The 25,517-nt window shown below is 63.7% G+C and carries 24 protein-coding genes, 2 tRNA genes and 1 pseudogene; 16 read left to right on the forward strand and 11 right to left on the reverse strand.

The genetic code is table 11. From position 1 onward, the window contains the following. Positions 1–97 precede the first annotated feature (97 nt). Positions 98–1,846, forward strand: a complete 1,749-nt coding sequence (locus tag Q1V51_RS02030) for an amidase (RefSeq protein WP_300552157.1) — start codon at positions 98–100, stop codon at positions 1,844–1,846. A gap of 7 nt (positions 1,847–1,853) precedes the next feature. After that, positions 1,854–2,483: a glutathione S-transferase family protein gene (locus Q1V51_RS02035; protein ID WP_300552158.1), complete on the forward strand. Its 630-nt coding sequence runs from the start codon at positions 1,854–1,856 to the stop codon at positions 2,481–2,483. A gap of 8 nt (positions 2,484–2,491) precedes the next feature. Here Q1V51_RS02035 and Q1V51_RS02040 read toward each other — a convergent pair whose 3' ends face one another. The 3 genes from Q1V51_RS02040 to Q1V51_RS02050 form a co-directional block, all read right to left on the reverse strand. After that, on the reverse strand, positions 2,492–3,424 hold the full coding sequence (locus Q1V51_RS02040; protein WP_300552160.1) for a carbon-nitrogen hydrolase family protein: 933 nt from the start codon (positions 3,422–3,424) through the stop codon (positions 2,492–2,494). Then, entirely contained in the window at positions 3,421–5,460 is a 2,040-nt protein-coding gene (locus tag Q1V51_RS02045; RefSeq protein WP_300552162.1) for a S9 family peptidase, read from the reverse strand. Before Q1V51_RS02045 ends, Q1V51_RS02040 begins: the two co-directional genes overlap by 4 nt. 161 nt (positions 5,461–5,621) lie before the next feature. After that, entirely contained in the window at positions 5,622–7,961 is a 2,340-nt protein-coding gene (locus Q1V51_RS02050; RefSeq protein ID WP_300552164.1) for a TonB-dependent receptor, read from the reverse strand. A gap of 567 nt (positions 7,962–8,528) precedes the next feature. On the opposite strand from Q1V51_RS02050, the gene Q1V51_RS02055 reads away from it, so the two are divergent. The 3 genes and pseudogenes from Q1V51_RS02055 to Q1V51_RS02065 all read left to right on the forward strand — a co-directional run bounded on the left by Q1V51_RS02055 (position 8,529) and on the right by Q1V51_RS02065 (position 10,523). Further along, a complete protein-coding gene (locus tag Q1V51_RS02055; RefSeq protein WP_300552166.1) occupies positions 8,529–9,563 on the forward strand; it encodes a hypothetical protein in 1,035 nt (344 codons plus the stop codon). A 3-nt stretch (positions 9,564–9,566) separates the two neighbouring features. Further along, complete coding sequence (locus tag Q1V51_RS02060; RefSeq protein WP_300552169.1) at positions 9,567–10,148, forward strand: hypothetical protein; 582 nt, start codon at positions 9,567–9,569, stop codon at positions 10,146–10,148. Positions 10,149–10,154: 6 nt separating this feature from the next. Continuing rightward, positions 10,155–10,523 (forward strand): annotated as a pseudogene (locus tag Q1V51_RS02065) (MmcQ/YjbR family DNA-binding protein). Here Q1V51_RS02065 and Q1V51_RS02070 read toward each other — a convergent pair. From Q1V51_RS02070 to Q1V51_RS02085, 4 genes are all read right to left on the reverse strand, one after another. Continuing rightward, positions 10,520–10,993, reverse strand: coding sequence for a hypothetical protein (locus tag Q1V51_RS02070; protein WP_300552172.1), 474 nt, complete (start codon positions 10,991–10,993; stop codon positions 10,520–10,522). The pseudogene Q1V51_RS02065 and the gene Q1V51_RS02070 sit on opposite strands and share 4 nt — an antisense overlap. Before the next feature lie 48 nt (positions 10,994–11,041). Further along, positions 11,042–11,470: a hypothetical protein gene (locus Q1V51_RS02075; protein WP_300552174.1), complete on the reverse strand. Its 429-nt coding sequence runs from the start codon at positions 11,468–11,470 to the stop codon at positions 11,042–11,044. Between the two features lie 69 nt (positions 11,471–11,539). Then, positions 11,540–13,684, reverse strand: a complete 2,145-nt coding sequence (gene scpA, locus Q1V51_RS02080; RefSeq protein ID WP_300552176.1) for a methylmalonyl-CoA mutase — start codon at positions 13,682–13,684, stop codon at positions 11,540–11,542. Then, a complete protein-coding gene (locus Q1V51_RS02085) occupies positions 13,684–15,114 on the reverse strand; it encodes a methylmalonyl-CoA mutase family protein (protein ID WP_300552179.1) in 1,431 nt (476 codons plus the stop codon). The genes scpA and Q1V51_RS02085 overlap by 1 nt, the downstream gene beginning before the upstream one ends. Before the next feature lie 160 nt (positions 15,115–15,274). On the opposite strand from Q1V51_RS02085, the gene Q1V51_RS02090 reads away from it, so the two are divergent. Beyond that, positions 15,275–15,997 (forward strand): DUF2793 domain-containing protein, encoded by a 723-nt coding sequence (locus Q1V51_RS02090; RefSeq protein ID WP_300552182.1) that lies wholly within the window; start codon positions 15,275–15,277, stop codon positions 15,995–15,997. On the opposite strand, the gene pip is transcribed toward Q1V51_RS02090, so the two are convergent. From pip to Q1V51_RS02105, 3 genes are all read right to left on the reverse strand, one after another. After that, positions 15,994–17,016 (reverse strand): prolyl aminopeptidase, encoded by a 1,023-nt coding sequence (gene pip, locus Q1V51_RS02095; RefSeq protein WP_300552185.1) that lies wholly within the window; start codon positions 17,014–17,016, stop codon positions 15,994–15,996. The two genes, Q1V51_RS02090 and pip, sit on opposite strands and share 4 nt — an antisense overlap. Positions 17,017–17,074: 58 nt before the next feature. Further along, positions 17,075–17,512: a hypothetical protein gene (locus Q1V51_RS02100; RefSeq protein WP_300552188.1), complete on the reverse strand. Its 438-nt coding sequence runs from the start codon at positions 17,510–17,512 to the stop codon at positions 17,075–17,077. A gap of 132 nt (positions 17,513–17,644) precedes the next feature. After that, positions 17,645–17,719: transfer RNA gene (locus Q1V51_RS02105), tRNA-Thr, on the reverse strand. A gap of 104 nt (positions 17,720–17,823) precedes the next feature. Here Q1V51_RS02105 and Q1V51_RS02110 point away from each other — a divergent pair. The 10 genes from Q1V51_RS02110 to Q1V51_RS02155 all read left to right on the forward strand — a co-directional run bounded on the left by Q1V51_RS02110 (position 17,824) and on the right by Q1V51_RS02155 (position 23,128). Next, entirely contained in the window at positions 17,824–18,012 is a 189-nt protein-coding gene (locus tag Q1V51_RS02110) for a hypothetical protein (RefSeq protein ID WP_300552191.1), read from the forward strand. 54 nt (positions 18,013–18,066) lie between these two features. Further along, positions 18,067–19,332: a UDP-N-acetylglucosamine 1-carboxyvinyltransferase gene (gene murA, locus Q1V51_RS02115; RefSeq protein ID WP_300552193.1), complete on the forward strand. Its 1,266-nt coding sequence runs from the start codon at positions 18,067–18,069 to the stop codon at positions 19,330–19,332. A 25-nt stretch (positions 19,333–19,357) separates the two neighbouring features. Beyond that, positions 19,358–19,810 carry a DUF2948 family protein gene (locus Q1V51_RS02120; RefSeq protein WP_300552196.1) on the forward strand — a complete coding sequence of 151 codons (453 nt, stop codon included), beginning with the start codon at positions 19,358–19,360 and terminating at the stop codon, positions 19,808–19,810. Then, positions 19,807–20,286, forward strand: a complete 480-nt coding sequence (locus tag Q1V51_RS02125; RefSeq protein ID WP_300552199.1) for a UPF0262 family protein — start codon at positions 19,807–19,809, stop codon at positions 20,284–20,286. Before Q1V51_RS02120 ends, Q1V51_RS02125 begins: the two co-directional genes overlap by 4 nt. Further along, positions 20,283–20,705, forward strand: coding sequence for a low molecular weight phosphatase family protein (locus Q1V51_RS02130; RefSeq protein WP_300552201.1), 423 nt, complete (start codon positions 20,283–20,285; stop codon positions 20,703–20,705). The genes Q1V51_RS02125 and Q1V51_RS02130 overlap by 4 nt, the downstream gene beginning before the upstream one ends. 107 nt (positions 20,706–20,812) lie before the next feature. Then, a complete protein-coding gene (gene infA / locus Q1V51_RS02135) occupies positions 20,813–21,031 on the forward strand; it encodes a translation initiation factor IF-1 (protein ID WP_019961978.1) in 219 nt (72 codons plus the stop codon). 39 nt (positions 21,032–21,070) lie between these two features. Beyond that, positions 21,071–21,682, forward strand: a complete 612-nt coding sequence (locus Q1V51_RS02140) for a Maf family nucleotide pyrophosphatase (RefSeq protein WP_300552204.1) — start codon at positions 21,071–21,073, stop codon at positions 21,680–21,682. Then, a complete protein-coding gene (locus Q1V51_RS02145; protein ID WP_300552207.1) occupies positions 21,679–22,752 on the forward strand; it encodes a ribonuclease E/G in 1,074 nt (357 codons plus the stop codon). The genes Q1V51_RS02140 and Q1V51_RS02145 overlap by 4 nt, the downstream gene beginning before the upstream one ends. 9 nt (positions 22,753–22,761) lie before the next feature. Next, positions 22,762–22,941, forward strand: a complete 180-nt coding sequence (gene yacG, locus Q1V51_RS02150) for a DNA gyrase inhibitor YacG (protein ID WP_300552209.1) — start codon at positions 22,762–22,764, stop codon at positions 22,939–22,941. Positions 22,942–23,052: 111 nt separating this feature from the next. Continuing rightward, positions 23,053–23,128 (forward strand) — tRNA-Phe (locus Q1V51_RS02155). A 400-nt stretch (positions 23,129–23,528) separates the two neighbouring features. On the opposite strand, the gene Q1V51_RS02160 is transcribed toward Q1V51_RS02155, so the two are convergent. After that, positions 23,529–25,439 (reverse strand): S8 family serine peptidase, encoded by a 1,911-nt coding sequence (locus tag Q1V51_RS02160; RefSeq protein WP_300552212.1) that lies wholly within the window; start codon positions 25,437–25,439, stop codon positions 23,529–23,531. Positions 25,440–25,517: the final 78 nt, after the last annotated feature.

Raw genomic sequence — 25,517 nt, forward strand, 5'->3', positions numbered from 1 at the left:
TGCGTGTCGGCGATGAACCCTGCCTGAGCGCCCTTGTGCGTTTGGTCCGAAGACGCCTAGTTTTACAGGCAAATAACGCCAGGGGAGGGCGATGAGAATGAGCCGCACAAGACGGGATTTCCTCAAGGTTTCAGCCGCAGGAGCGGCCTTGGCCGGCTCGGGCTGTAGTCAATTGGGGCAGGAATCGGGCGAATTGGACGGAATTTCCGATTCGCCTTCGGGGGGAGAAGCCGCTTCCGAGGCCCTGCGCGCGGCCGAAACCCTCTTCGATGTCAGCTACACCGATGCCGAACGGGCGCAGATCATTGATGGTCTGGAAGAGTGGATAAGCCGGCTTGAGCGCCTGCGGGCCGTCGAGAAGCCGAACGCGCTGGCGCCGGCCAGTGTTTTCGATCCACGGCTGCCGGGCCGGGAATACGCGCCACAGGCGAATACTGTCGCTGGGGCCGGGGACGATGCCGGTGCGCTGCCCGGATCGGACGCGGACATTGCCTTCGCTCCGGCGTGGAAACAGGCGCAATGGCTGCGCCGCGGGGCGATCACGTCGCAGCGTCTGACCGAGATCTATCTCCAGCGGATCGCCCGCCATGGCAGCGCGCTGGAGTGTTTCGTGACCGTGACGGCCGGGTTGGCCCGCGAACAGGCCGCTCGGGCCGATCGCGAATTGGCTGCCGGTCAGGATCGCGGCCCGCTGCACGGTATTCCCTACGGCATGAAGGACATTATCGATGTCGCCGGCATCCCCGCGACCTGGGGCGCCATGCCCTATCGTGACCGGGTGGCGCAAAACGATGCAACGGTGACGGCGCTCCTCGCCGAAGCCGGGGCCGTGCATCTCGGCAAGACCACCAATGGTGCCATTGCCTATGGTGATCTCTGGTTTGATGGCCGGACGCGCAATCCGTGGAACCTGGAAGAGGGCTCCTCCGGCTCCAGCGCGGGCTCGGCCTCGGCCACAGCGGCCGGCCTGGTCAGTTTTGCCATCGGCACCGAGACCCTCGGCTCTATCGTCTCGCCGTCCAATCGCTGCGGCACGACCGGACTTCGGCCGACCTTCGGGCGGGTGTCGCGCGCCGGGGCCATGGCCTTGTGCTGGAGCCTGGACAAGATCGGACCGATCACCCGTTCGGTCGAGGATACCGCCTGGGTGCTGGCGGCCATCAATGCAGAGGATGCCCGGGACCCGGGCTCTCTCGGGCATGGTTTCAGCGCGGATCTGGGTGCCGAGGTGGCCGGGATGCGCGTGGGCTATAACCCGGCCTGGTTCGAGGCGGGCAGTGGTGCTGATCGCGCCGCTCTGGCGGCAGCCCGGGATGCCGGGGTGGAGCTGGTCGAGTTTGCCATGCCGGACCTGCCCTATGACGCGCTGTTTGCGGTGGTTGAAGCGGAATCGGCCGCGGCCTTTGAAGAGCTGACCCTGAGCAATCGTGATGATGAGCTGCGCTGGCAGGCCAATGCGGCCTGGCCCAATACCTGGCGCCGGGCCCGCCTGATCTCGGCTGTCGATCTGATCAATGTCGACCGTCTGCGCCGCCGCGTGATGCAGGAAATCGATCAGGCGATGAGCGGGATGGAGGCCGTGATCGGGCCCAATTTCGCCGGCGCGATGCTGACCATCACCAATTATACCGGACACCCGCAGCTGGCTGTTAAGTCCGGCTATAACGATGTGGCCAGCCGCGTCCCCGCGGGTGTCGAGGCATCCGATGCGGAGGCGCTTTACCGGGTGCCGCAGACCACCAGCATCTGGGCCCCCTTATTCCGTGAAGAGGCCGCCCTGCGGCTTGGAGTGGCCATTGAACGCCGTCTCGGCGTGGCCGAAGATCATCCGCCGCAATTCCTGTGAGGACGACATGAAATTCTATGATTGCCTGACCGCCCCAAGCCCGCGGCGTGTCCGCATGTTCCTGGCTGAGAAGGGGATTGAGATCGAAACCGTGCAGATTGACCTGCGCAATAAGGAACAGCTCTCGGAGGCCTTCCTCGCCATCAATCCGCGCGGCACCGTGCCGGCGCTGGCGCTCGATGACGGCACGGTGTTGTGCGACGGCGCCTCGATCATGCGCTATCTGGAGGAAATCTATCCCGAGCCGCCCATGCTGGGTGCGACTGCCGTTGAAAAAGCGCTTGTGGCTGAGTGGACCGCCCGGGTCGAGTTCGAGGGCTTCATGGCGACCGCGGAGGCCTTCCGGAATTCCTCCAAGGCCTTCAAGGACGCCGCCCTGACCGGCCCGGTCGCGCATGCGCAAATTCCCGAGCTGGCCGAACGCGGCCGCAAACGCGTGGCAGACTGTTTCGCGGTGCTGGATGAACGCCTGCAGAAGAGCGCTTTCCTTGCCGGCGATAACTTCACCGCCGCCGATATCGCAGCCTTCGTCTTTGTCGAGTTCTCGGCCTGGATCAAGCTGGTCCCCGAGGACAGCCAGACCGCGCTGAAAGCCTGGCGCGACGCGGTTGCGGCGCGCCCGAGCGCGGCGGTCTAGCCGTCCATCTAGCGCGGGCCCGGCGGGTAGACGCGCTCGCCCTTGAGCTTGAGCTCGAACAGGTCGGGCCGGGAATAATGTCCGGCCGGGTCACAGGCGGCCTTGGCCTTGCGTACCTCGTTGAGGTCGGCCTGGGCCATGAGGATGGTCTCCCCCTCGACCGGCCCGGCGATGATTTCACCACGCGGGTCGATGATCGCGCTCTGGCCGGTGTGTTCAAAAGCGCTGAGCGGGCGGAAACGTTCCGGCACATGCTCGGTCAGGCGCAGTCCGGCCGGGGCGATGACATAGGCTCCGGCCTGGCTGGCGAAGGCCCGGGACAGCAAGAGCTGGCGGGACCAGACCGGTTCGCTGGGGGCGGTTTCCGGCTCGCGGCCCGGCCAGGCGGCGACATGGATCTGGGTGCCCTGACAAATCAGGGAGAAGCCGGGCAGCATGATATTGTGCTCCCAGCAATTCAGGCCGGACAGCCGGCCGTAGTCCCGCGCATAGACCTTCAGGCCTTCCGCATCGCCATCGCTCCAGACCGAGCGTTCGTGATGGGTCGGCTTGATCTTGCGATGCCGGCCAAGGATTTCGCCCTCGCGCGAGATGAAGACCAGCGAGGCATAGACGCTGCCCTCGGTGGCCGGATCGAGCTCGGCAATGCCGATGACCACATCGGTTCCAGCCTGTTTGGCCACTCGGGCAATCTGGGCCAGTTCCGGTCCGTCGAGCCGGACGGCCTGTTGCAGATAGAGCGCCGAGGCCTCCCACCAGAGATCGCTCAAGGGCGCCTCGATGAAGAAGGGATAGCCCGGCAGCCAGGTCTCCCCGAAGGCGGCGATATCGGCGCCCTGCTTGCCCGCTTCCGCAATCCAGTGGCACGCCTTTTCGGTCGAGGCGGCCTTGTCGAAGAAGACCGGTGCGGCCTGGATGGCCGCGAGATTGATCAGGCTCACTCTTCCTCCTCCGCAGCGGCCGGGTCATGGCGTTCAAACCAGCGCAGGATTTCCGCCACCTTGGCCAGGAGACGGCTGGGGGCGGAGTTGGAGATGGAGTGATAGCTGTCAGGAATGACGACCAGCTCGGTCGGGACACCGCGCAGCTTCAGGGCCGAATAATACTGCTCGGTCTCGGCGGCCGGGGTGCGTACATCGGCCCCGCCGACCATCATCAGTGTCGGCGTGTCCACCTCGCCAACCAGGGAGAGCGGCGAGCGCTGCCAGTAGGCATCGGGGTCTTCCCAGGGCTCGACCCCGAACCAGTAGCGCGAGAAGAATTGCGGCAGGTCGGCATAGAGGACAAAGCTGGCCCAGTTGATCACCGGCTTGACCACGGCGGCCGCGGCGAAACGGTCGGTCTGGCCGATAATCCAGGCGGTCAGCGTGCCGCCGCCGGAGCCGCCGGTGACGAAGAGCCGATCCTCATCGATAAAACCGCGTTCGACCATATGATCCACGGCGCCGATCAGGTCGTGATAATCATTTCCCGGATAGGCGTGGTGGATCTCGTTGGCGAAATCATAACCATAGCTCGTTGAGCCGCGCGGGTTGGTATAAAGGACGACATAGCCCTGCGCTGCCATCAGCTGGAACTCGGCCGAAAAGACCGGCCCGTAGGCGGAGAAGGGGCCGCCATGGATTTCCAGGATCATCGGATAGGTCTGTTCCGGATCAAAGCCCGGCGGGTATAGCACCCAGCCCTGGATCTCGAGCCCGTCATGCGGCGAGGCGAAGCGGATTTCCTCGACCTGCGAGACATAGCGGTCGCCCAGCACGTCCTCATTGAGTGAGGTCAGGGTGGAGAAGCCGCTGTCGGCATTGCCAGCGACAAGTTCTGCCGGCCGGGTTCCGGAGGCCGCGGTATAGGCCATGTCGCCCGTGTCCGCGATGGAGAAGCTGCCGCCGGTATAGGGACGGCCAAAGGCAGCGCCACCGAGACCGGAGACCCGGCGCTCGACCGCACCATCGAGGCTGACAAAGGCCACATGGGTGCTGCCGTAATCATCCATCTGGACATAGAGGCCACTGCCGTCGGCGGCCCAGACCGGGGAGCTGACCGAACGGTCGAGCGCGGCGGTCAGGGAGCGCGGCTCCGACCCGTCGGCTGCGGCGACGTAAAGCTCGCTATTGTGATAGCCCATCAGCCGGTCGTTATAGCCCAGATAGGCGATCATCTCGCCATCGGGTGAGGGGCGGGGCGCATTGTCGGGCCCGCGGCGATCGGTCAGGGCGGTGATCTCGCCGCTCTCGATGTCGAGCCTGTAAATCTCATTGTCCGGCGCCAGCGTTCCGTCATTCTCACGCCGGTCGGTGGAGAAGAGCAGGGCGGTGCCGTCGGCCGACCAGGCGAAGTCCGAGCCGCTGCCATTGCGTTCCTCGGTGACCTGGCGGGCGGTCCCCTGGGCAATGTCGAGGATGAAGAGCTGTTGCCCGCCGCGCGGCAACATGCCGATACCGTCGATGCGGAAGACCAGGCGGTCCTCGACCCGCGCCGGAGCGCTCCACTCATTCTCGCCGCGTTCCGGCAGCGCCGCCGGCGGCAGGCCCGGTTCCGGAACGAAACCGGCAAAGGCGAGGAATTTCCCGTCCGGCGACCAGCTCAGCCCGCCGGCTCCTCCGGTCAGCTCGAAGACCTGTTCATCGCTGGCGCTCGCCGGCGTGTAGATATTGATCGAGGTGACATCATCCTGAGAGCGGATATAGGCCAGCCGGTCCGATTGCGGTGACCAGCGCGGCGAAGCCATGGCGGCGCCGCTGTCGTCAATCGCCTGGTGATGCTCGCCGTCGGGCGTAATCAGCCAGATCGCTGAGCGTGTGCTGTCGGTCGCGATGTCATTGCTGGCCCGCAGATAGGCGATCTTGGAGCCATCCGGGGCGAATTGCGGCTGCGAGGCCGCTTCCAGACTGAACACATCGAGCGGCTCGAGGGCGGAGTCCTGGGCCCAGGCGGGCAGCGGGGCGAGGAAAAGCAGGCAGGCAAGGCTACGCAGCATGACGGTCAATCTCCGGAAAGCGGGATGAGTACTGAACCCGGTTTTCGCCTCCGGGCCAATCATAGAACTGTGATTTCGCGACCACCCGGCAATGGGCGGGCAAAACAAAAGGCCGGAGCGGGACGCTCCGGCCTTTCATCATGTCTGGACTAAATCGCCGCTTAGCGGGAAATGGTCAGCTCGAAACCGACAGTGCGGCCCGGCTTCAGCGGGGACAGCGTACCCACAGCCGGGTAAGCGCCGAACGGTTGGTCGACGCCGTCATTCAGGCCGGCAAGGCCGAACAGCGGAGCGACATTGCCGCCGAACGGCAGCTGGGTGTCGCCACCCGCCTGGACTTCGTCGAGCAGATTACGGCCGAAGATCGAGACTTCGAGGCCATCAACCGGCGTGTACCAGGTCAGGTTTGCGTCGAGCATGCCCGCTTCCTGGATCCAGCCGAAATTGCTGTCCGTGTAAGCGACGCGATCACGGTACTGGTAGTTCACCCGCGAGGAGATCGAACCGTTATCACCCAGATCGAGATCGTGGATGAAGCCGATACCCCAGGTGCTTTCCGGTACGCGCGGCAGGGCCAGGGCGAGATCATCGCCATCGACCAGACCACCCGGATCTGCGGAGATGTTGAAGCGAACCGCGTCATATTCGGCGTCGATCAGGCCGAGATTGGCCATGATCAGGAAGTTCTCGGTGATCGCATAGCGACCCTCGAACTCGAGACCGGTGATGGTGGCGTCAGCCGTGTTCAGGATGGTCTGCACCACGCCTGCGGTCGGGTCAGAGGCGTTCACCTCACGCTGCATGTCTTCGACTTCGGTCATGTAGGCACCGAGCGAGAACTGGCCGCGGCCATCCTCGGTCTGGTGACGCAGGCCGATTTCATAGCTGTCGACCGTTTCCTCATCGAAGGCGATCTGACCGCCATTCGCGGCCACGATAGCCTCGAACGGAGCCGGCGCCGTGATGCGGAAGTTGTAACCACCGGAGCGGAAGCCGCGGGTGTAGTTGCCGTAGATATTGGTGTTCTCAGACGGGAAGTACTGGAAACCAACCTTCGGGGTCACATTGGTCCACTCATCGCTGTCGGTGAAGCCGTTATTCTCACCCGGAACGAAGGGATTCGTGCCGGAGGTCGGGCAGGTGCCGTCGACAACCGAGCAGGCCGGGCGCGGACGGACATAGGTAATGCCTGCTTCTTTCTCCTCGCGCGAATAGCGCAGGCCGAAGCTACCGATGAAGTTCGGAGTGAAGGAATAGTCCACCTGACCGAAGACGCCGAAGACCGTGTGGTCCTGCTGGCCGCCACCAAAGAAGCCGGCCGCCGAAACCGTCGGAAGGTCACGCGTTTCGGTGTAGCGGATTTCCTGGTCGAAATAGTAGACGCCCGTGGTCAGATCCAGATTGCCGAACGTACCGGCATAGCGCAGCTCGTTGGAGAACTGCTCCTGCACAGTTTCCGAACCGGAGTGGAAGAAGAAGCCCGGCGTGGAGTCGATATCGCCGTAGGAGCTGCCTTCGCTGTCGCGGTAACCCACGATATTGGTGATCGTGCCGTCACCCCAGCTGACATCGAGATCGGCACGCAGCGAGGCGAGCCAGGCTTCGCTTTCGTAGAAGCCGCGCTCATCGATCGAGATGTCGAACGTATCACGCTCGAACAGGCCGCGGTTCTGGGTTGACGGGCCGTCGCCCTCACCGGTGGAGCGCTCGAGCTTGCCGAGGATGGTCAGGTTGTCGGACGGGAACCATTCCAGTGAGCCACGGATGATGGTGGCTTCGTTGGCGCCATGGTCGGAGCCGTCATAGAGATTGGTGAAATAGCCGTCATCGTCATTGCGATAGGCGCCGAGGCGGCCATTGAGGACACCTTCGACGATCGGGCCGGACACATAACCCTGGAAAGTGCGCGCCCAGCTGCCGCGATCATCATCGATCGGGCCTTCCATGCCGACACGGCCGGCCCAGGTCAGCTCGTCGGTCGGCGAACCGGTGTTGATGACGATGGCGCCACCGGTCGTGTTGCGACCGAACAGCAGGCCTTGCGGGCCACGCAGGACTTCGATCGAGTCGAGGTCGAACATGTCGAAGACAAGCCCGCCATTATAACCCATGTAGACGCCGTCGATGAAGACGCCGACCGTCGGGTCGATGGACGGGATGGACGAGTTCACACCGAGGCCGCGGATCGCGAAGTTGGCGGTACCGCGCGAGGTGGCGATATCGTCCAGCGTCACGTTCGGCATGGTGTAGCTGAGGCTCTCCAGGTCGCGCATGTTGAGCGCGTCGAGGCTGGCAGAGTTGAAAGCGGTGATGGAGATCGGAACGTCCTGGACGTTTTCCGCATCCTGACGCTTGGTCGCGGTGACCTGGATGACGTCCATGATGGCGCTGACGCTGGAGCGGCGATCATCTTCGCTGTCGTCCTGCGCCAGGGCGCCGGTGGAGCAGATGGCGATCGCGCTCGCGCTGGCGAGCATAGTCTTGGCGAAATCAAATTTCATTTGGTTCTCCCCTGATTTCACTGTGTTTGAACTACCCTGGCTGCTGTCCGGTTGTTCTGGTTATCCCGGGGCCCGTCGCAGCCATGCTGTGGGGCTATGGCGATGCATTGGTTCACTTAGGAGTGTTCAACGCTGCCGCAAATCATGACGCGTTCTGTCAGCGATTATTCCCTGTAACGCTCGACGACTAACGACTGAATTGGGCTTACCCTCCCTCGCAAGACCTAGTTTGGCCTGACCGTTCGTCTAGCGGAGGTTCACGGAAATTAGCCGAATCCGCGAAATACCGCCGTAGTCCGAGCTTAGACCCGCTTCGCAGCGCAGGTAAATCCCTGTACTGGCAGGGAATCGCGCGTCGCTGTCACATTTCTATCAAAGTGATGCAAAGACAACGCACTCAAAACCGGCCCTAACCCGTTGCAGACAGGAGAATACCTACTGGAAGTGGCTAACTTTTAATGGTAATTCCGTTATCCACGTCGCTTCTGAGGCGCCATCGGCTAGGCTGTAGAAAGCTTGACGCCGAATCGGTGTCCAATCGCACTATTCGACCGAATGAGAGGGGTCATGACCGATCGAGTCCGCCGACTTTATATGATCGCCGCAGCGGTCTGGATCGCTTTTGCCGCCCTCGTTATCAGCTTTGGCCCGTTCTCCGCCAAGTCTATCGAGAACCGTCTGGAGCGTAACGCTGAAATGGCGTTGCAGGACCGCGGACTGGATTGGGCCCATGTCGAGATGCGGGGCCAGCGCGCCGTGCTGACCGGTGCCGCGCCCAGTGATGACGCCCGTGCCGATGCCATGGCGGTGGCCCTGGCCTCGACCTGGTCAGGCGGCATTGTTGCCGGTGGCACGACCGGCGTGGTCGATGACATGACCAATGCGCGCCTCGAGCGCAGCTTTGCCTTCCGGGCCGATATGGCCGTGCGGGGGCGGGTGCTGATCCGCGGCGATGCGACGGATGCCTCCGCTCGCGACGGCATTGCCCGTTACGCCGCCTCCAGCTTTGCCAGCGGCGCCGACACCGATCTGACCCTGGTTCCCGGTGGCGGCCAGTCGGCGGAATGGGAAGAGGCGGCCAAGCGCCTGCTCGGCCAGCTCGCCCGGCTCGAGCGCGGTTCGATCTACCTGGAAGGCCAGCAGGCCGCCCTTGTCGGCGAGGCCGGTAATCCGCAGGTCGCCGCGACCGCTGTGGCGGCCCTGGCCAATCTGCCGGAACCCTATCGCGCCGCCAGTGTGATTACGCCGTCCGGCGCGCCTGCTGAGGCCCACGTGCCCGATGAAGCCGCCTGCCGCGCGGTGGTCCGCGCCGCCCACGGGTCCGACGCGCTGCGTTTTGACCGCGAAGCGGCGACGCCGAGCCCGCTGACCGATGTGGCGCTGCGCCGCGTGGCGCGCATGTTCGCGGCCTGCCCGGAGACAATGCGCCTGGTGATCGGGATCGCGGTTGCCGAGGGCGGCGATGCGCTGGCGGCCGACCGGCTTGAGGCCGTACGCACCCGCATGATTGAAAACGGTGTCAGCGAAGCGCGGCTGGCGCTGGCTCCGGCAAGCAATGCCGCGCGTATGATGACGTTTGAAATTGAAGCGATTGAGGGCTGATCGATGTTCTACCTGATTTGGCAGATGGGCTTTGTGCTTCTCATCTCTTTTGCGCTGGGGCTGTTCTTCGGCCGGCAGATCTGGTCTGGCGATGCCCGCAGTGCGGAAGCGGATCAGGCCCTCGCGGATGCGGCCCGGTTGCGCCAGGAAAACGAGAACCTGGCCCGTCGTCTCGGTGAGGCCGAAGCGCGCGCCGAGCCACCACAGGCCGAAGCGGAAGAGAGCATCAAGACCGGCGCCGCAGCCATGCCGGCGGCTGAGACCAAGCCCAAGGCCAAGCCGGCTGCCAAGAAAGCCGCAGCCAAGGCGGCGAAGCCTGTGGGAAAGCCTGTTGATAAGTCTGTCGAAAAGTCTGTGGACAAGCCTGTGGAAAAATCACCGGCGGCCGCCGTCCAGGATGACTTGACCCGGATCAAGGGGCTCGGCCCCAAGGCTGCTGCTGCCCTGGCGGACGGTGGCGTCACGCGCTTTGCCCAGATCGCCGCCTGGAGCGATGCCGACATCGCCAGCTGGGACGAGAAAATCAATGGCCGCGGCCGCATCACCCGCGATGACTGGGTCGGCCAGGCCAAAACCCTCGCCTGATCCGTAATGGACCGCGACACCTTCCAGGCCTTTTGCGCAGATCTCCCGGCGACCAGCCATGTCGTGCAGTGGGGCCATAGCGATGTCTGGTAGGTCGGCGGCAAGGTATTTGTCGTGGCCGGTTTCACCGGCGATGAGCCGCCGCGCTTCTCCTTCAAGGTCTCCGACATCTCCTTTGAGATCCTGCAGGAGCAACCCGGCCTGCGCCCGGCGCCCTATCTGGCGTCACGCGGCATGACCTGGATCCAGCACTATGATGCCCCCGGCCTCGATGACGAGGCGTTGCGCGATTATATCCGCGAAAGCCATCGCATTGTCGCGTCCGGACTGACGAAGAAACGGCAGCGCGAGCTGGGGCTGTTGGCGGAGGGTTAGTACACCACCCGCGCCAGCACATCGCGCGCATCATAGGCATCCGGCCCATCTGCGGGCTCACCCGAGCGCACCAGGATTTCCAGCGTCACCCGTTTCTCACCGGCGGACTGGTCGATGCGGATGCCTAGCCCAACCGATGATCCGGAATAACCCCGATTACCGACCGTCTGGCTCACCGAACCGCCAAGACGGACCGGGTTGCGGTCATTGCCGTCGCGCAGGCGGGCCACGACCAGGAACCAGTCTCCGCCCTGTTCCAGCGTCAGCTCGGCCGCGCGGCGCAGGGCGAGGTCTTCTGCCTCGGTAAAGTCGACATCGGAGCCGGCATCGAAATGCACGCGGAAGCGGTCGCTTTCGATCTGCTGCTCCGAGAAACCGCGATCGCTATCGCCGGACGGGCCGTAAACCGTCGGCGCGCTGGCGCAGGCGGCCAGGCTCAGCATCAGCGCGAGGGGCAGGAGAATACGCATGGGAACATCCTTCGCTGGGGCTGGGGCTGGGGCTGGGACGTGGCCGGATTAGCGATAGCCGGTCATGATCGAATAAAAGCACCAGGACTCGCTGCAATCCTCGACATAAACGCGGACCGTGTAGGTCCCGGCGCGGTTGAAATAGAGATTGGCCGACCGGTTGCCGCCGTCCGTATACCGGCTGGACGGGCGCCCGTCTTCAAGCCTGGACAAGCGGATCCGGCGCGTGTCGGTATCGCTGCCGACGCCGATATAGCCTGGCTCGGTGAGTTGAAAGGTGTGGTCGCGATACTGATCGTTGCGCAGGGACTGGATTTCATAACTCCAGGTCCGGCTGACCCCGACTGAACTGAACTCGTACTCCAGCGAATCCAGTGACTGCTCGATATAGGGAATCTGCCCGATCCCCTGGGCCATGGCCGGAGAAGACAGGGCCAGCAGCGCCAGCCCGACGGCACTGGAGATGACACGCAGCATGTTGAACCCCTTCCGCTATTGCCGAAGAGTTTATAGCGCAGGTTTTTGTGTCTGTCTCGCTGGGACGGGCTAGGCCTCTTCCAGCTCGACGCCCATACGCTCCAGCATCACGACCGCACTATCCGCGATCACCGTACCCGGCGGGAAGACCGCTGCGGCGCCCATCTGGCGCAGGACCGGTTCGTCGTCGGGCGGGATGACGCCGCCGACGATGACGAGGATGTCCTCGCGGCCCTGATCGCGCAGCGCATCGCGCAATTCCGGCACCAGGGTGAGGTGGCCCGCAGCCAGTGATGAGGCGGCGGCGGCGTGAACGTTTTCGCTGACGGCGAGCGCGGCGGCTTCTTCCGGGGTCTGGAAGAGCGGGCCGATGACCACCTCCCAGCCCAGATCCATATAGGCCGAGGCGACGACTTTCTGGCCGCGGTCATGGCCGTCCTGGCCGAGCTTGGCGATGAGGATTTTCGGCTTGCGGCCGGTCCTGGTCAGGAAGCTCGCGGCATAGCGCTTGGCGGCGGCGACCTTGTCATCATCGCCGGCGGCTGCCGCGTAGACCCCCTCGACCGCCTTGATCTTGGCGACATGGCGATTGAAGGAGCGCTCCATGGCGTCGGAGATCTCGCCCACTGTCGCCTTGGCGCGGGCCGCGTCGACGGCCAGGGCGAGGAGATTGCCTTCACCCGATTGTGCGGCCTCGGCCAGGGCGTCGAGCGCCGCGCCGACCTCGCCGGGATCGCGCTCATTGCGCAGGCGTTCAAGCTTCTCGGTCTGCTGCTTGCGGACGAGATAATTGTCGACCTTCAGCACCGGCACGTCTTCTTCCTCGTTGAGGCGGAATTTATTGACGCCGGTAATGGTCTGCTGGGCGCTGTCGATCATCGCCTGGGTGCGGGCGGCGGCTTCCTCGATGCGCAGTTTGGGAATGCCTTCATCAATGGCCTTGGCCATACCGCCCAGCGCGTCGACTTCCTCGATATGTTTCAGCGCCTTGGCAGCGAGATCATGGGTCAGGCGTTCGACATAATAGCTGCCGCCCCACGGGTCTGCCGTGTCGCAGAGATGCGCTTCGGTCTGCAAGAGGAGCTGGGTATTGCGGGCGATCCGGGCGGAGAAATCCGTCGGCAGGGCCAGCGCCTCATCCAGGGAATTGGTGTGCAGGGACTGGGTGTGGCCATCCACAGCCGCGATCGCTTCCAGCGCCGTGCGGCCAACATTGTTGAACACGTCCTGGGCTGTCAGCGACCAGCCCGAGGTCTGGCAGTGCGTGCGCAGGCAGATCGACTTGTCCGATTTGGGCGCAAAACGCTCCTTGACCAGCTTGGCCCAGAGCAGGCGCGCGGCGCGCAGCTTGGCGATCTCCATAAAGACATTCATGCCAATGCCGAAGAAGAAGGAGAGGCGCGGCGCAAAGGCGTCGACATCGAGGCCCGCATCAACACCGGTGCGGATATATTCCAGCCCGTCGGCAATGGTGTAGGCCAGCTCCAGATCGGCCGGCGCTCCGGCTTCCTGCATGTGATAGCCGGAGATCGAGATCGAGTTGAATTTCGGCATGTGAGCCGAGGTGTAGGCGAAGATATCCGAGATGATCCGCATCGAGGGCAGGGGCGGATAGATATAGGTGTTCCGCACCATGAACTCTTTGAGGATGTCGTTCTGGATCGTGCCGGAGAGCTTGTCCGGGCTGACGCCCTGTTCCTCGGCGGCGACGATATAGAGCGCCATGATCGGCAGCACGGCGCCATTCATCGTCATCGACACCGACATCTGGTCGAGCGGAATACCGTCGAACAGGGTGCGCATGTCGTAGATACTGTCGATGGCCACACCAGCCATGCCGACATCACCGGCGACGCGCGGATGGTCGCTGTCATAGCCGCGGTGGGTGGCCAGGTCGAAGGCGACGGAGAGGCCTTTCTGGCCGGCAGCCAGATTGCGGCGGTAAAAGGCGTTGGAGTCTTCCGCCGTGGAGAAGCCGGCATATTGCCGGATCGTCCAGGGGCGCTGGCCATACATGGTCGGGTAGGGGCCACGCACAAAGGGCGCTGCGCCCGGCACGCTTTGCAGAAAGTCGAGGCCGTCGATATCGCTCGCACCATATTGCGAGGCGATGGGAATGCCCTCAGCCGGCGCCCATTCACGACGATTGCCGCCGCCGCCATTATTGTCGTTCGGGCCAAGTTCGATCTGGGTGAAGTCGGGGCTCATGCTCATTATTCCGCTCCCTCGAACTGTTCGGCCAGGAAAACCGGTTTCAACGCCGTTTCCGGCTCTTCGATCAACGGCCAGGGTCCGGTCGTCTCAACCGCGCGAGGATCCGGGTCCGGGTATTTCGTGACGCCGAGAATGATCTCCTCGCCCTCGGCAATGCGTTTCAGTTTGGCCTCGCGAGCCTTGGCGATCTCGCCCTGCAGCCAGCCCTCGGCAAAGGCGGCTGCCAGACCGCCGCGACGTTCGATCTCCTGGAACAGGGCCCAGGCCGATTGCGCCAGGTTTTCCGCCAGCGTTTCGTGCAGATAGCTGCCGGCGGCCGGATCAGTGACCTTGCCGATATGGCTTTCCTCGGCCAGCAGGATGTGAAGATTGCGCGCCACCCGGCGGGCAAAACCTGAGGGGCGGCCGATCGCATCGGTGAGCGGGCGGATGGTGATCGCATCGGCACCGCCGGACGCTGCGGCGAAGCCGGCGCAGGCATTGCGGATCAGATTGGTCCAGGGATCCTTCGCTGAAAGCATACGACAGGCGCTAACCGCGTGGATATTGGCCCGGATGGCATCCCCGTCAGCACCGAAACTGGACACAATGCGCGCGAAAATGCGACGCGCGGCGCGCAGTTTGGCGATCGTCAGATGGATGTCCGCATCGGCGCTGAGGCGCAGTTCGATGGCCTGCGCCGCCGTGTTCGCGTCCAGCCCGCTATCGCCCATCAGCCTCATATAGGCAGCCACGGAGGCCGCCATGGTGGCCAGTTCCTGAGCTTCACTGGCCCCGGCTTCAAAAGCAAGAGCGCCGTCAGCGCGGAATATCGTCAATTGCGGAAAAGCCGCCTGGGCCAGATCGACCAAGCCCTTGGCCTTGTTGAAACATTCCGGATCCAGCGCGCCGCCCTGGCGCGCCGCACGTCCGATCGGATTGAGGCCGAGCCCGCCCCTGAGACCTTCACCATCAATCCGCCGCCGGGCATAGAGCGCCAGCAGGGTATGGGCATGCGTGCCCTGGCCGAGAACCGTGTCGAGGTGAACCGGCGCAATGGACAGGTCCACGCCTTTCAGGGCCGCGTCCATATCATCGATATCAATGGCGTTCAGGCCGGTTTGACCATTCGGATCGAGCTTCAGTTCGAGCTCGGAAACACCGCCCATGAGATCGGCCAGCGCCGCAGCATTGGCGTCTTCGGCCGTCGCTTCCACCAGCGTCTGGCGCATGCCCCAGGGCAGGAAGACGTCTTTCTCCCGCGCATCGACGGCGCCACTTCCCTGCGGGCGGGTGAACATCGTGCCACCGCGGGAGATCCCGTCGGCCGTTGTCCGGCCCAGCGTGCTGTTGAAATCGGCGCCGCGCAGGGCCTTTTCCGCCAGGGCGCGCCAATCCGCGTCTGCTTTGGCCGGAAATCCGGCAGCCAGGGTGTGGAGCGTTTCACTCATGCTCGGGAATCTCCCCTTGGGGCTTTGGCCTGTTTGGGCGGAAGAAATCGGTCCGCTGCCGCGGCGTCAAGGCCGGGCTCTGCGCATGGATAGCGTGTGTGCTTATCCACGTCTGCCCAAAACCGCTCATGCTGGCCGCAAGACGGTAGGGAGACATGCGATGAGCGAGACAACGTCACAACTCGATCTGCCCCTGGTCATGCCCGACCAGGCGCAAAAACACGTCACGGTGAATGAAGCCCTGCTACGCCTCGATGCGCTCGTTCAGCTCAGCGTGGAAAGCCGCACGCTCACCAGCCAGCCCGCAGCGCCTCAACAGGGCGGGCGCTGGATCATCCCGGATACTGCCAGCGGTGCGGAGTGGATGTATTTCACGGCTGGCGATGTCGCGATCTTCCGTGACGGCTATTGGTCGAACGCCACGCCGCGGGACGGGTGGAGGGCCCATGTTCGCGATGAAGCGGTCGATTGCATCTTTCAGGGCGGAGGCTGGCAGACCGGCTTGCCGGATCAGGTGCTCGCCGCAGATGCCGGAGGCGCACAGACCCGGGCCATCATTGTCGCTGAAACCTTGACGTCATTGGCTGGGGCCAGTGTGACCTCCAGCGTATCCATCCCGGACCGCGCTGTGCTGCTGGGGGTTTCGGTGCGAACGAAATCGGCCATCAGCGGGGCGACGAGTTTTGATTGTGGTGTCGCCGGGGAGCGGTCAAAATTCGGGGGTTCGCTGGGGACTGCGCCCGGCGCCGCCAATATCGGCGTGATCGGACCGCAGGCCTTTTATGACGAAACGCCGATCGTGCTCAGCGCCAATGGCGGTGATTTCGCTGGAGGCAGCGTGGCCATTGCCATCCATGCGCTCCTGCCGCTCGCGCCGGACTAGCGCAGGCGTGTATCGAGCCGCTGCATCATGGCATTGAGCTCGATCTGGCTGGCATCGGTCATGCCATGGCCATTGACCCCGATAAGCTGGAAATCTGCATGCGGACAGGCCTCGGCCAGGCGGAAGGCTGAGCGGGGCGGGCAGACCATGTCGAACCGGCTGTGCAGGATGGCCATGGGAATGCCGGCAAGCGTGCCGGCATCGCGTATCAGCTGGTCCGGTTCGAGGAAGCAGTTGTTCCTGAAATAGTGCGCTTCGATCAGTGAATGCGCGGCGACATATTGCCAACCGCGCGCCGCGAAGGCTTCGCGAGCAGCCTGCGGTGTCACCTCAAGATACGACAAGCGTTCTTCGTATTCCGTCCAGCGATAGAGGGTGGATTGCCGCAAGGTCTCGATCGGCACGCCGGGGTCGGGCAGCTGGCGCAGTATCGGGTAACCCTCGGCCTGTTCCTCGCGCATCGCGTCGAAACACCACTCAAGCACGTCTCCGGCGGACCGTTTCGCGGCTTTGGGCATCGGACCTGAGAAGTCAGCCCAGGCATCCGGATAGAAGAGCGGCGCGCCAGCGCTGTCGTGCCACCAGTCCAGCTCTTCATCGGTGCCGAGAAAAACCGCTTCAACGACGAGGCCGAGTACCGAGCCGGGATGCGTCTGGGCATAAGCGAGTGCGAGGGTGGACCCCCAGGACGGGCCAAATGCAATCCACTGCTCGATGTCGAGGGCGCTGCGTAATGCCTCAATGTCTGCAATGAGGGCCTCGGTGGTGTTGCCCTCCAGCTGGAGATGCGGGGTCGAACGCCCCGCACCGCGTTGGTCCATCAAGGTGATGCTGTAGCGATCCGGGTCGAAGAGCTGACGGTATTTCGGCGAACACCCCGAGCCGGGACCACCATGAAGGATGATCAGTGGCGTGCCGTGCGGATTGCCGACTTGCTCCCAGTATAATTCATGTCCATCGCCAACCGGCAGGCGACCGGAACGGTGCGGCTCGACGGGCGGAAAAAAGGGCGTGCTCATCACGGGGTCCAGATTCGCTAGATGTCAGCCTAGAGCCCGGCTGAGCCGTGGACAAATATCAATCCAGCGCGATGGCCCGGCTGGCACGATCCAGGCTGGAATAGGGACGGTCAGGACGATCGCTGACCGCGGGCGTTGTGCCTCCGCCGTAGCGGGCCTGGCTGGTCCATCGACAATCATCAGCCCCAGGGGCCAGATTCGCCGTGACCTCGTGCACCAGCACGCCAGGGCCGTCAGCGATCGGGCTGTAAACCGGTGTCACCGAAAGGCTGCTCATCCCGGCCTCGGCCTGGGCTTTGGCGTCGTCGAGTTCGAGGGGGCAACGAACGAGGACATCATAATCCTCGGTCAGATTGATAATGGTGTAGACCATCTCCGCCGGCATGGCGGCTTCGCTTTCGGTGCGCGGCAGATAAGGCGCGGCCTGTACAGCCGCAACCGCCAGTCCACTCGCCACGACAAGCGCACCCAGCGCGCGAGCGCCATCTCCAGCCATGATGAAAATCCCCCCGGATCCCTGATCATCTCAGATTAGAGAAGCGGAGCTTTCGCGTCCAGCGCGCGGAGACGCAGGAAGACAAAGGCAAGACTGCTCAACTTAGCGAGGATACAGTAAAACTGGGAGAAATGGTGCCGCGAGAGAGAATTGAACTCTCGGCCTCACCCTTACCAAGGGTGCGCTCTACCACTGAGCTACCGCGGCGCCGGTTCGCGCGTGCGCGAAACAGGACCGGGCGTATAACCCAAGCTCGCGGCGCCGCCAAGAGCGTCTTGACGTGAAGAGCAGCGTTCGACATGACCAATTACATGAGTAATGCATCTGACACGCCCCCGGCAGGCCGCCGCAAGCCTGCAAAACAAGCGCCTTTGACCAAGGAAGAGCGTCTGGCGGAAGCCCTGCGCGCCAATCTGCGCCGCCGCAAGGCCCCGCGGCGTGACGAAAATGCGGCTGATGCTGCGGATGATGGCTCGGAAAATTCCCCAGAGCGGTCATAATCCCGCCCGCATCGCGCCGCCTCATGCGGGCCGCATCTGGATTGGGGAGTTTTCATGGATCGGATCGTCATCGAGGGCGGGGCAAGCCTGAACGGTGAAATCGGCATTAGCGGTGCCAAGAATTCAGCATTGAAGCTCATGGCGGCCGCCCTGCTGACCGATGAACCGGTCACGCTAACCTCCATGCCCCGCCTGGCCGATAGCCGCTTCATGGGCCATCTCCTGGCGCGTCTGGGCGTCAAGGTGGAAGAGGGGCCGGGCTCGCAGATGCAATTGCATGCGGGCACCATCACCGACACCTACGCACCCTACGATCTGGTGCGCAAAATGCGCGCGACCTTCAACGTACTCGGCCCGCTCGTCGCCCGCGAAGGCCGAGCCAAAGTGTCCTTGCCGGGTGGTTGTGCCATTGGCGCGCGACCCGTCGACCTGCACCTCAAGGCGCTTGAAGCGCTGGGGGCGCAGATTGAGTTGTCCGAAGGCTATGTCGAGGCGACGGCGCCCAAGGGTGGGCTGGTCGGCGGTGAGATCGAACTGCCTTTCGCCTCAGTCGGAGCGACCGAGCACGCCATGCTGGCCGCGTCCCTAGCCAAGGGCGAGACGGTCATCGACAACGCCGCACGCGAACCGGAAATCGCCGACCTGGCCGATTGCCTGACGGCCATGGGCGCGCTCGTCGAGGGGGCTGGCACCAGCACCATTCGTGTCCAGGGGCGGGATCGTCTCAAGGGCGTCACCCATCCTGTCGTCGCCGACCGGATTGAGACCGCCACCTACGCGCTAGCTGTAGCTGCTGCGGGTGGCGATGTCCTGCTCAAGGGTGCGCGCTGGGAGCATAACAAGGTGCTGTGGCGGGCGATGAATGATGCCGGCGCGACCGCCGAGGCCGTCGAAGGCGGCGTGCGCGTGGCGCGCAATGGCTCCACCATCAAGGGCGTTGATATCGAAACCCAGCCCTATCCGGGCTTCCCGACCGATGCGCAGGCGCAATTCATGGCCTTCATGGCGACCGCCGAGGGCACGTCAGTGGTGCGCGAAACGATTTTCGAGAACCGTTTCATGCACGCTCCGGAGCTGGCGCGCCTTGGTGCTGATATCTCGGTGCACGGGAATGAAGCCATTGTCCGCGGTGTCGACAAGCTGGTTGGCGCCCCGGTGATGGCCACCGATCTGCGCGCATCCGTCAGTCTGGTTATCGCAGGGCTTGCGGCGGAAGGGGAAACCGTGGTCAACCGGGTCTATCATCTCGACCGGGGATTCGAACGGCTGGAAGAAAAGCTCACCAAGTGCGGGGCCAAGATCCAGCGTCTCTCCGACTAGCGGACCACGCAGAAAGGGCCAGATCTTGCCTACACCGTTTCAGCCGCTGCGCCTGAGCGCGGTCGACCCGGCCGATCTGGAACCCATCAGCGCGGCCCTGCAGGACGCCATCGCGCAGCTGGGCGATTTCGAGTTTTCCCGCCGCAAGGGCGAGTTCACCCTGGCGCTGAACCGCTATCGCTGGGAAGCGGGCGGGCGCAAACAGCGCGTGCGCACCGGGCTGCAATTCGCCCAGGTCGGTGAGGCACGGTCTCAGAACATCCGCCAGGGCGCTGACGATGCGGTGGTGAGCCTGCTCTCCATCACTTTCGAGACGGCCGAGGCGCCGTCCGGCGAGATCGTGATGATTTTCTCCGGCGGCGGCGAGTTGCGCTTGCGCGTCGAGTGTATCGATGCCGTTATGGTCGATATCAGTGAGCCTTGGCCGGCCGCCAGCCAGCCGACGCACGAGATTGACCAAGAGACGGGCAAGGCATGAGCGAGACCCACCGAATTGTCCGTATCGACCTTGATGCGCCGAGCATGGGGCCGGGCGATGTCAATGCCGATCACGAACGCCGGGTGGCGATTGCTGACCTCCTGGAGGGCAATAGTTTCAAGCCGAGCGCAGAGGGCGAGGGGCCGTTTGCCCTGCGCCTGGCGATCGAGGACGACCGCCTGGTCTTTGATGTCCGCCAGGAAGACGACAGCCCGGTGCACGCCTTTGTCTTCGCGCTGGGGCCGCTTCGCCGCATCATCAAGGACTATTTCCTGATCTGCGAAAGCTATTACGAGGCGGTACGGGATGCGCCGCTGGCCCAGATCGAGGCCATCGATATGGGGCGGCGCGGCGTCCACAATGAAGGTTCCAGCCTGTTGCGCGACCGGCTTTCGGGCAAAATCGAGGTCGATTTCGATACTTCGCGGCGGCTGTTCACCCTGATTTGCGCCCTGCACCGGCGGGCCGCGACGTGAGTGCGCCCTCCGTCCTGTTTGTTTGCGGCCGCAATGCCATCCGTTCGCCGATGGGTGAGGGGCTGTGGCGCCTGGCCTATGGGGAGACAGCCCACGCCCGGTCCTGCGGTGTTATTCCGGCGGCCTTCGTCGATGGCTTCACCGTGGCCGTTATGCAGGAGGTTGGCATCGATCTGGAGGACTTCTCGCCCATCGCCCTGCGCGGCGTCGGCGATCCGCCGGCCGATGTGGTGATCTCGCTGTCGACCGCTGCAGACCGGACCGCGCGTGAGTATGCTCAGGAAACCGGGGCTCTCTTCCAGGCCTGGCCGATCCCCGATCCGAGCGAGACGCCGGGCACGCGCGAGGACCGGCTCAACGCCTATCGGGAAACCCGTGAGGCGATCAAATCGCGCATTGCCAGCTGGAATATGGGCTAATCACACCCATCAACCCTCGACTTTATGGGGGTGAGAGGACTATATACGCCGCGCCGAGCGGCTCAGGCCGACTCGCAATCCTGTTTTGCATATGAAAGTGGAGCCGCATGGCGAAAGAAGAGTTATTGGAGTTTCCCGGCGAGGTGACGGAATTGCTTCCGAACGCAACCTTCCGGGTGAAGCTTGAAAACGACCACGAAATCATTGCCCACACTGCGGGCAAGATGCGCAAGAACCGCATCCGCGTTCTCGCGGGTGACAAGGTCCTCGTGGAAATGACGCCCTATGATCTGACCAAGGGCCGGATCACTTATCGCTTCAAGTAAGACGAGCCCGGGCGTGATTGCGCGATGTTGGAGGCCCTGATGGCCCATCCCCGCCCACGCCTGGTTCTGGCCAGCGCCTCACCGCGCCGCCGCGATCTTCTGACCGGCGCCGGACTGGCGCCCGACGCGATCGAACCTACCCATATCGATGAGAGCGAAATCCCTGGCGAATTGCCGGGGCCGCTCGCCTTGCGTCTGGCGCAGGAAAAGGCCGTCGCCCACCCTGGTGGCGATGATGCCTATGTGCTCGCTGCCGATACGGTGGTGGGCGTCGGCCGTCGCATCCTGCCCAAGACCGAAGAGCGGGGTGAAGCCGAGCGCTGCCTGCGCCTGATGTCGGGGCGGTCGCACCGGGTTCATACCGGTGTCGCCCTGAAGGCGCCGGACGGGCAGCTGACCTCGCGCCTGGTGGAAACCCGGGTCAAGTTCAAGCCCCTCAGCGAGGCCGAACTGGCCGGCTATCTCGACAGTATGGAATGGCAGGGCAAGGCCGGTGGCTATGCCATCCAGGGCCGGGCCGGCTGTTTCATTGTCAATCTGATCGGGTCCTATACCGGCGTCGTCGGACTGCCGCTGTATGAAACCATCAACCTGCTCAAGGGCGCCGGCTATCCGGTGCTTGAGGCCCAAGCCCTAGCGGACAGCGAATGAACCGTCTTATCGTCATCGAGGAAAGCATTGGCGAAACCCGGGCCGCCGTGGTCGAGAATGGCCGCATCGCCGAGCTGCATATCGATCGCTGGAGTGAGGCGGGCTCGCGCGCTGTCGAGGGCGAGATCTATCGCGGCCGGGTCAAGCGTGTCGAACCGTCCCTGAATGCCGCCTTTGTCGATATCGGTATTGGCGAGGACGCGTTTCTGCCCTTCGGCAAGGCCGGCCGTCCCAAGGGTTTTCATGAAGGCCTGGCCATTGGCGTGCGCGTCTCCCGTGAGGCCTATGCCGAGAAGGGCGCCAATCTGGCCTTTGTTGAGGTCGACGAGGGTGAGGCGCCGGAATGTCTCGAGCCGGCACCGATCCTGGCCCAGCGCCTGGTGCGCGCCCATGGTGATGCCGAGGCGGTCTGGGCCGACGAGACCGAGTTTGATCTCGATGCCGCCTTTGATGAGGCGCTGGACAAGCGCGTGCCGATTCCCGGCGGTGGTTCCCTCTATATCGAGCAGACCCGCGCCATGACCGTCATCGATGTCGATGCCGATGGCCGCAAGGCGCCCGGCGGCGCACAGAAATTGTCCCAGCAGCTCAACCAGTCCGCTGCCAAGGAAGCCGCGCGGCAGATCCGCCTGCGCGGCCTGGGCGGGATTATCGCCATTGATTTCGTGCATATGCGCGCCCAGCCCGAGCGCAAGGGTGTGGAACAGACCCTGAGGGGCGCGTTCCGGCGTGACCGCGCCAAGGTCGACGTAGCCCCGCTGTCGCAATTCTGTGTTGGCGAACTGGCGCGCCAGCGCCGTGGCCGCACGCTGGGGGAAATCCTGCTCGATGAGACCGGTAGGCGCTCGGTCGAAACCTGCGCCATTGATGCCCTGCGCCGTCTCGAGCGTGAGGCCAGCCATGATCGCGGCAAGCGTCAGGTGCTGGAAGTCTCCCCGGAGGTCTTCACCTGGCTCGAGGCCGATACGATCGGCTGGCGCGAGGCCCTGACCGAGCGCATCGGACCGCGCTTCGAGCTCGCCGAACGCGAGGGCTTTGCCCGTGACCGCTATGCCGTTAAACGCGCCTAGGAGTTAGACATGGCCAAGTTCAAATGTCCGATCTGCCGTGCTCCCGCGGATGACAACTTCAAACCCTTCTGTTCCAAGCGCTGCGCCGATCTCGATCTGGGCAAATGGATGAGCGATAGCTATACCATTCCTGGCGAACCGGCCGATCAGGCCGACGACAATCCCTACGACAAGCGAAACGAGGAATAGGGGTTAACTGCAAAAGCTTATCGCTTGTGCTGTGCAAGCCGTGGACACGGCGAGATCATCGCCGTATAAACCGCGCTCTCCGATGGCGACCCTGGTCGCAGCCGGACCAGTGCCTGGGTAGCTCAGTTGGTAGAGCAGCGGATTGAAAATCCGCGTGTCGGTGGTTCGAATCCGCCCCTAGGCACCATTCCTTCCTTGCTTTCTTTGATGCTGGCTTTGAGCCGAACGCCCCGGACCCGTGCCGTTCGTTCACGCGTGTTGTTTTCCCCGACGCCATGTCGGGGGCTGGCGTTATCCCGGGGTGGATGACTCTGGGCGCTGACGGTTCCTGGAGTCATTGACGTCTTCGTTGCAACGAGGCCCCGGAATGATTTCGGGGGGAAATATAGCGGGATATCAACACCTAAAACCTTCATCCCGGACTCGATCCGGTACCCCGATGGCGTCGAGCGTGACCTCTCTAGGTCCCGGATCGAGCCCGGAATGAGGGGGAGTTGAGTTTTAAGCAGTGGGACTTGTCTACGCCCGCTCCGACCCGGCGCCTTGGCGCCGGGCCACCTCTACCCGGCGAGAGGGCGGCGTACTCGCTACTCTACCATGCCGGCCAGCGTGGCGGCGTGGGATATCACCGGCAGGGCCAGATCGCCCTCTGCGGTGGCGTTGGCGAGGATCATCTCGCGCACCTCGGCGACGCTGAGCTGCGGGTCCAGAGCCCAGATCATGGCGGCAAGATTGCTCACTTGCGGCGCCGACATCGATGTGCCGGACAGGGGCAGAACCAGGCCGCCAGGCACGCGGCTCGGGATGCTCTGGCCGTTGGCATAGACGTCGATGGAGCCGCCATAGCTGGTGAAGTGTGTGTCCTGCAGGGCCTGATCCACGGCACCCACTGTGATCAAGTTGGGCAGGTTGATCCCGGCCGGCATGGAGCGGACGAATTCGACATCCTCGTTTTCATTGCCGGCACCGGCGATAAAGAGCATGTGCGGCTTGGCCGCGAACGCCTCGCGCAGGGCATTATTCATCGAGTCAAAGATCGCAATGGCGCGTTCGCGGCGGCGCTCGGTGTCCGGCTCGACCGAGGACAGCGTGCTCTCGATCTGTGGTGTGGTGATGCGCCAGCTCATATTGACCACGCGGGCACCGGCAGCGTCGAGATAATCGACGGAAGCGTGGACATAATCGGCAAAGCGTTCGGCGAATGCCTCGTCAAAGGGCGTCGGCACGGTGCCGATGGCCTGGTCGAAGCGGACGGGAAGCAGGCGAATGGCCGGATTGCCGCGCTGGGCAATATCCGCAGTTGCGGTGCCGTGAAGGTAAAGGCCCATGCGCTGCATGCGCAGCTGGAAGTCCTGTAACTCGTCGCCATCAAGGCCGGCCATGGTGGACCGGTAGAGGGTTGCGTCTTGCGTTTCGCGTCCCAGCTGCATGTCCAGGGCGCCTTTCACCAGACGCAGGGACTCATCGAGGACCGGTGCATCGTCCTCAGACACCGGCCGCAGCACGCCGGTCGACCGGGTCCAGCCGGGCGCGAAACCAATCCCGTTGACGTCATCGACAAACCCATTGCCGTCATCATCGCGGCCATTGATCCGCTCTTGTGGATTGACCCAGACGCGGTCCCCGAACAGGGCCACGTCAGTGCCGGTATCCCAGATGCCAACGGTGACAGGGGTCAGCTGGCCGCGATCAGACAGATCAACCAGACGCTCGCTCCACAGATCTGGGATTTCCGGCTGCTCACCTTCCAGACGTTCGCCAAGGACCTCAGCAGTGATGGTGTTGAGCGGCAGGAATTCCACGAGCTGGCGATTGGCCAGCAGAACGGAAACCGTGCCGCGGCCAACAACAAGACCCTGGGCTTCGGCATTGGGGTCGAGGGCGCCTTCCAGTGCGCCGCGCAGCAGGACGGGCGAAATGATCTCGGCCGAGTTCTTGGCATTGCGCAGGGCGGCACCGGATACGGCGAGGTCCATGCGTGTCAGCTGGGCGCTCAATGTGTCGCGGAAGGCGGCCTGGAAACGTGGATCCTGTGCGTCTCCAGTTCCAGTTTCGATCGCGGCCCGGGCATAGGCGGCCTCAAGATAGCCGACAGCGGCCTGTTCTGCCGGGCTGTCTTCCAGCGCCTGCAGGTCACCAATCGTCGAAAGCACGCGGTTCCAGTCGGCTTCGGCAAATGCGACGCGGAGCAGATGCCCCAGCAGGGTGCGGCGAGTTGCGACATCATGGATCTGATAGCCGTCCAGAATTCCAGTGACGTCGGCATCGAGCTGTTCACGCAGGGGAATGAGTGCGTCCGGGTCGTCCATGATCAGGACGCTGGGCAGGGCGGGCAAACGGTATTCACTGCGCGGTATATCGGCTTGGCTCTGGATCTGCGGCCGGTTGTCCGGATTATCGGCCAGGCTCGCAACCGGGGTCAGGCTGGTCAGCATGACTGCAGCGCTGACCAGGAGCGTCTTGCGAATACGGTTGAGGGCAGGTGACGGGTTGTGCATAGCGATCTCCTCTTGGCTTGAGTGCTGAGGCTGACGCTAGGGGGCGGAGTTACCTGCGATATGTCCCGATTGTATGGT

The organism is Maricaulis sp., from assembly GCF_030149235.1.
Lineage (GTDB): Bacteria > Pseudomonadota > Alphaproteobacteria > Caulobacterales > Maricaulaceae > Maricaulis.

Bases quoted from the DNA above. Each gene is read 5' to 3' on its own strand.
- scpA (WP_300552176.1), bottom strand. From the start codon at position 13,684: ATGAGCATGAGCCCCGACTTCACCCAGATCGAACTTGGCCCGAACGAC.
- Q1V51_RS02145 (WP_300552207.1), top strand. From the start codon at position 21,679: ATGAACCGTCTTATCGTCATCGAGGAAAGCATTGGCGAAACCCGGGCC.
- Q1V51_RS02045 (WP_300552162.1), bottom strand. From the start codon at position 5,460: ATGCTGCGTAGCCTTGCCTGCCTGCTTTTCCTCGCCCCGCTGCCCGCC.
- Q1V51_RS02050 (WP_300552164.1), bottom strand. From the start codon at position 7,961: ATGAAATTTGATTTCGCCAAGACTATGCTCGCCAGCGCGAGCGCGATC.
- Q1V51_RS02085 (WP_300552179.1), bottom strand. From the start codon at position 15,114: ATGAGTGAAACGCTCCACACCCTGGCTGCCGGATTTCCGGCCAAAGCA.
- Q1V51_RS02070 (WP_300552172.1), bottom strand. From the start codon at position 10,993: ATGCGTATTCTCCTGCCCCTCGCGCTGATGCTGAGCCTGGCCGCCTGC.
- Q1V51_RS02035 (WP_300552158.1), top strand. From the start codon at position 1,854: ATGAAATTCTATGATTGCCTGACCGCCCCAAGCCCGCGGCGTGTCCGC.
- Q1V51_RS02140 (WP_300552204.1), top strand. From the start codon at position 21,071: ATGGCCCATCCCCGCCCACGCCTGGTTCTGGCCAGCGCCTCACCGCGC.
- Q1V51_RS02075 (WP_300552174.1), bottom strand. From the start codon at position 11,470: ATGCTGCGTGTCATCTCCAGTGCCGTCGGGCTGGCGCTGCTGGCCCTG.
- Q1V51_RS02125 (WP_300552199.1), top strand. From the start codon at position 19,807: ATGAGCGAGACCCACCGAATTGTCCGTATCGACCTTGATGCGCCGAGC.
- infA (WP_019961978.1), top strand. From the start codon at position 20,813: ATGGCGAAAGAAGAGTTATTGGAGTTTCCCGGCGAGGTGACGGAATTG.
- Q1V51_RS02160 (WP_300552212.1), bottom strand. From the start codon at position 25,439: ATGCACAACCCGTCACCTGCCCTCAACCGTATTCGCAAGACGCTCCTG.
- Q1V51_RS02090 (WP_300552182.1), top strand. From the start codon at position 15,275: ATGAGCGAGACAACGTCACAACTCGATCTGCCCCTGGTCATGCCCGAC.
- murA (WP_300552193.1), top strand. From the start codon at position 18,067: ATGGATCGGATCGTCATCGAGGGCGGGGCAAGCCTGAACGGTGAAATC.
- Q1V51_RS02110 (WP_300552191.1), top strand. From the start codon at position 17,824: ATGAGTAATGCATCTGACACGCCCCCGGCAGGCCGCCGCAAGCCTGCA.
- yacG (WP_300552209.1), top strand. From the start codon at position 22,762: ATGGCCAAGTTCAAATGTCCGATCTGCCGTGCTCCCGCGGATGACAAC.
- pip (WP_300552185.1), bottom strand. From the start codon at position 17,016: ATGAGCACGCCCTTTTTTCCGCCCGTCGAGCCGCACCGTTCCGGTCGC.
- Q1V51_RS02100 (WP_300552188.1), bottom strand. From the start codon at position 17,512: ATGGCTGGAGATGGCGCTCGCGCGCTGGGTGCGCTTGTCGTGGCGAGT.
- Q1V51_RS02030 (WP_300552157.1), top strand. From the start codon at position 98: ATGAGCCGCACAAGACGGGATTTCCTCAAGGTTTCAGCCGCAGGAGCG.
- Q1V51_RS02060 (WP_300552169.1), top strand. From the start codon at position 9,567: ATGTTCTACCTGATTTGGCAGATGGGCTTTGTGCTTCTCATCTCTTTT.
- Q1V51_RS02055 (WP_300552166.1), top strand. From the start codon at position 8,529: ATGACCGATCGAGTCCGCCGACTTTATATGATCGCCGCAGCGGTCTGG.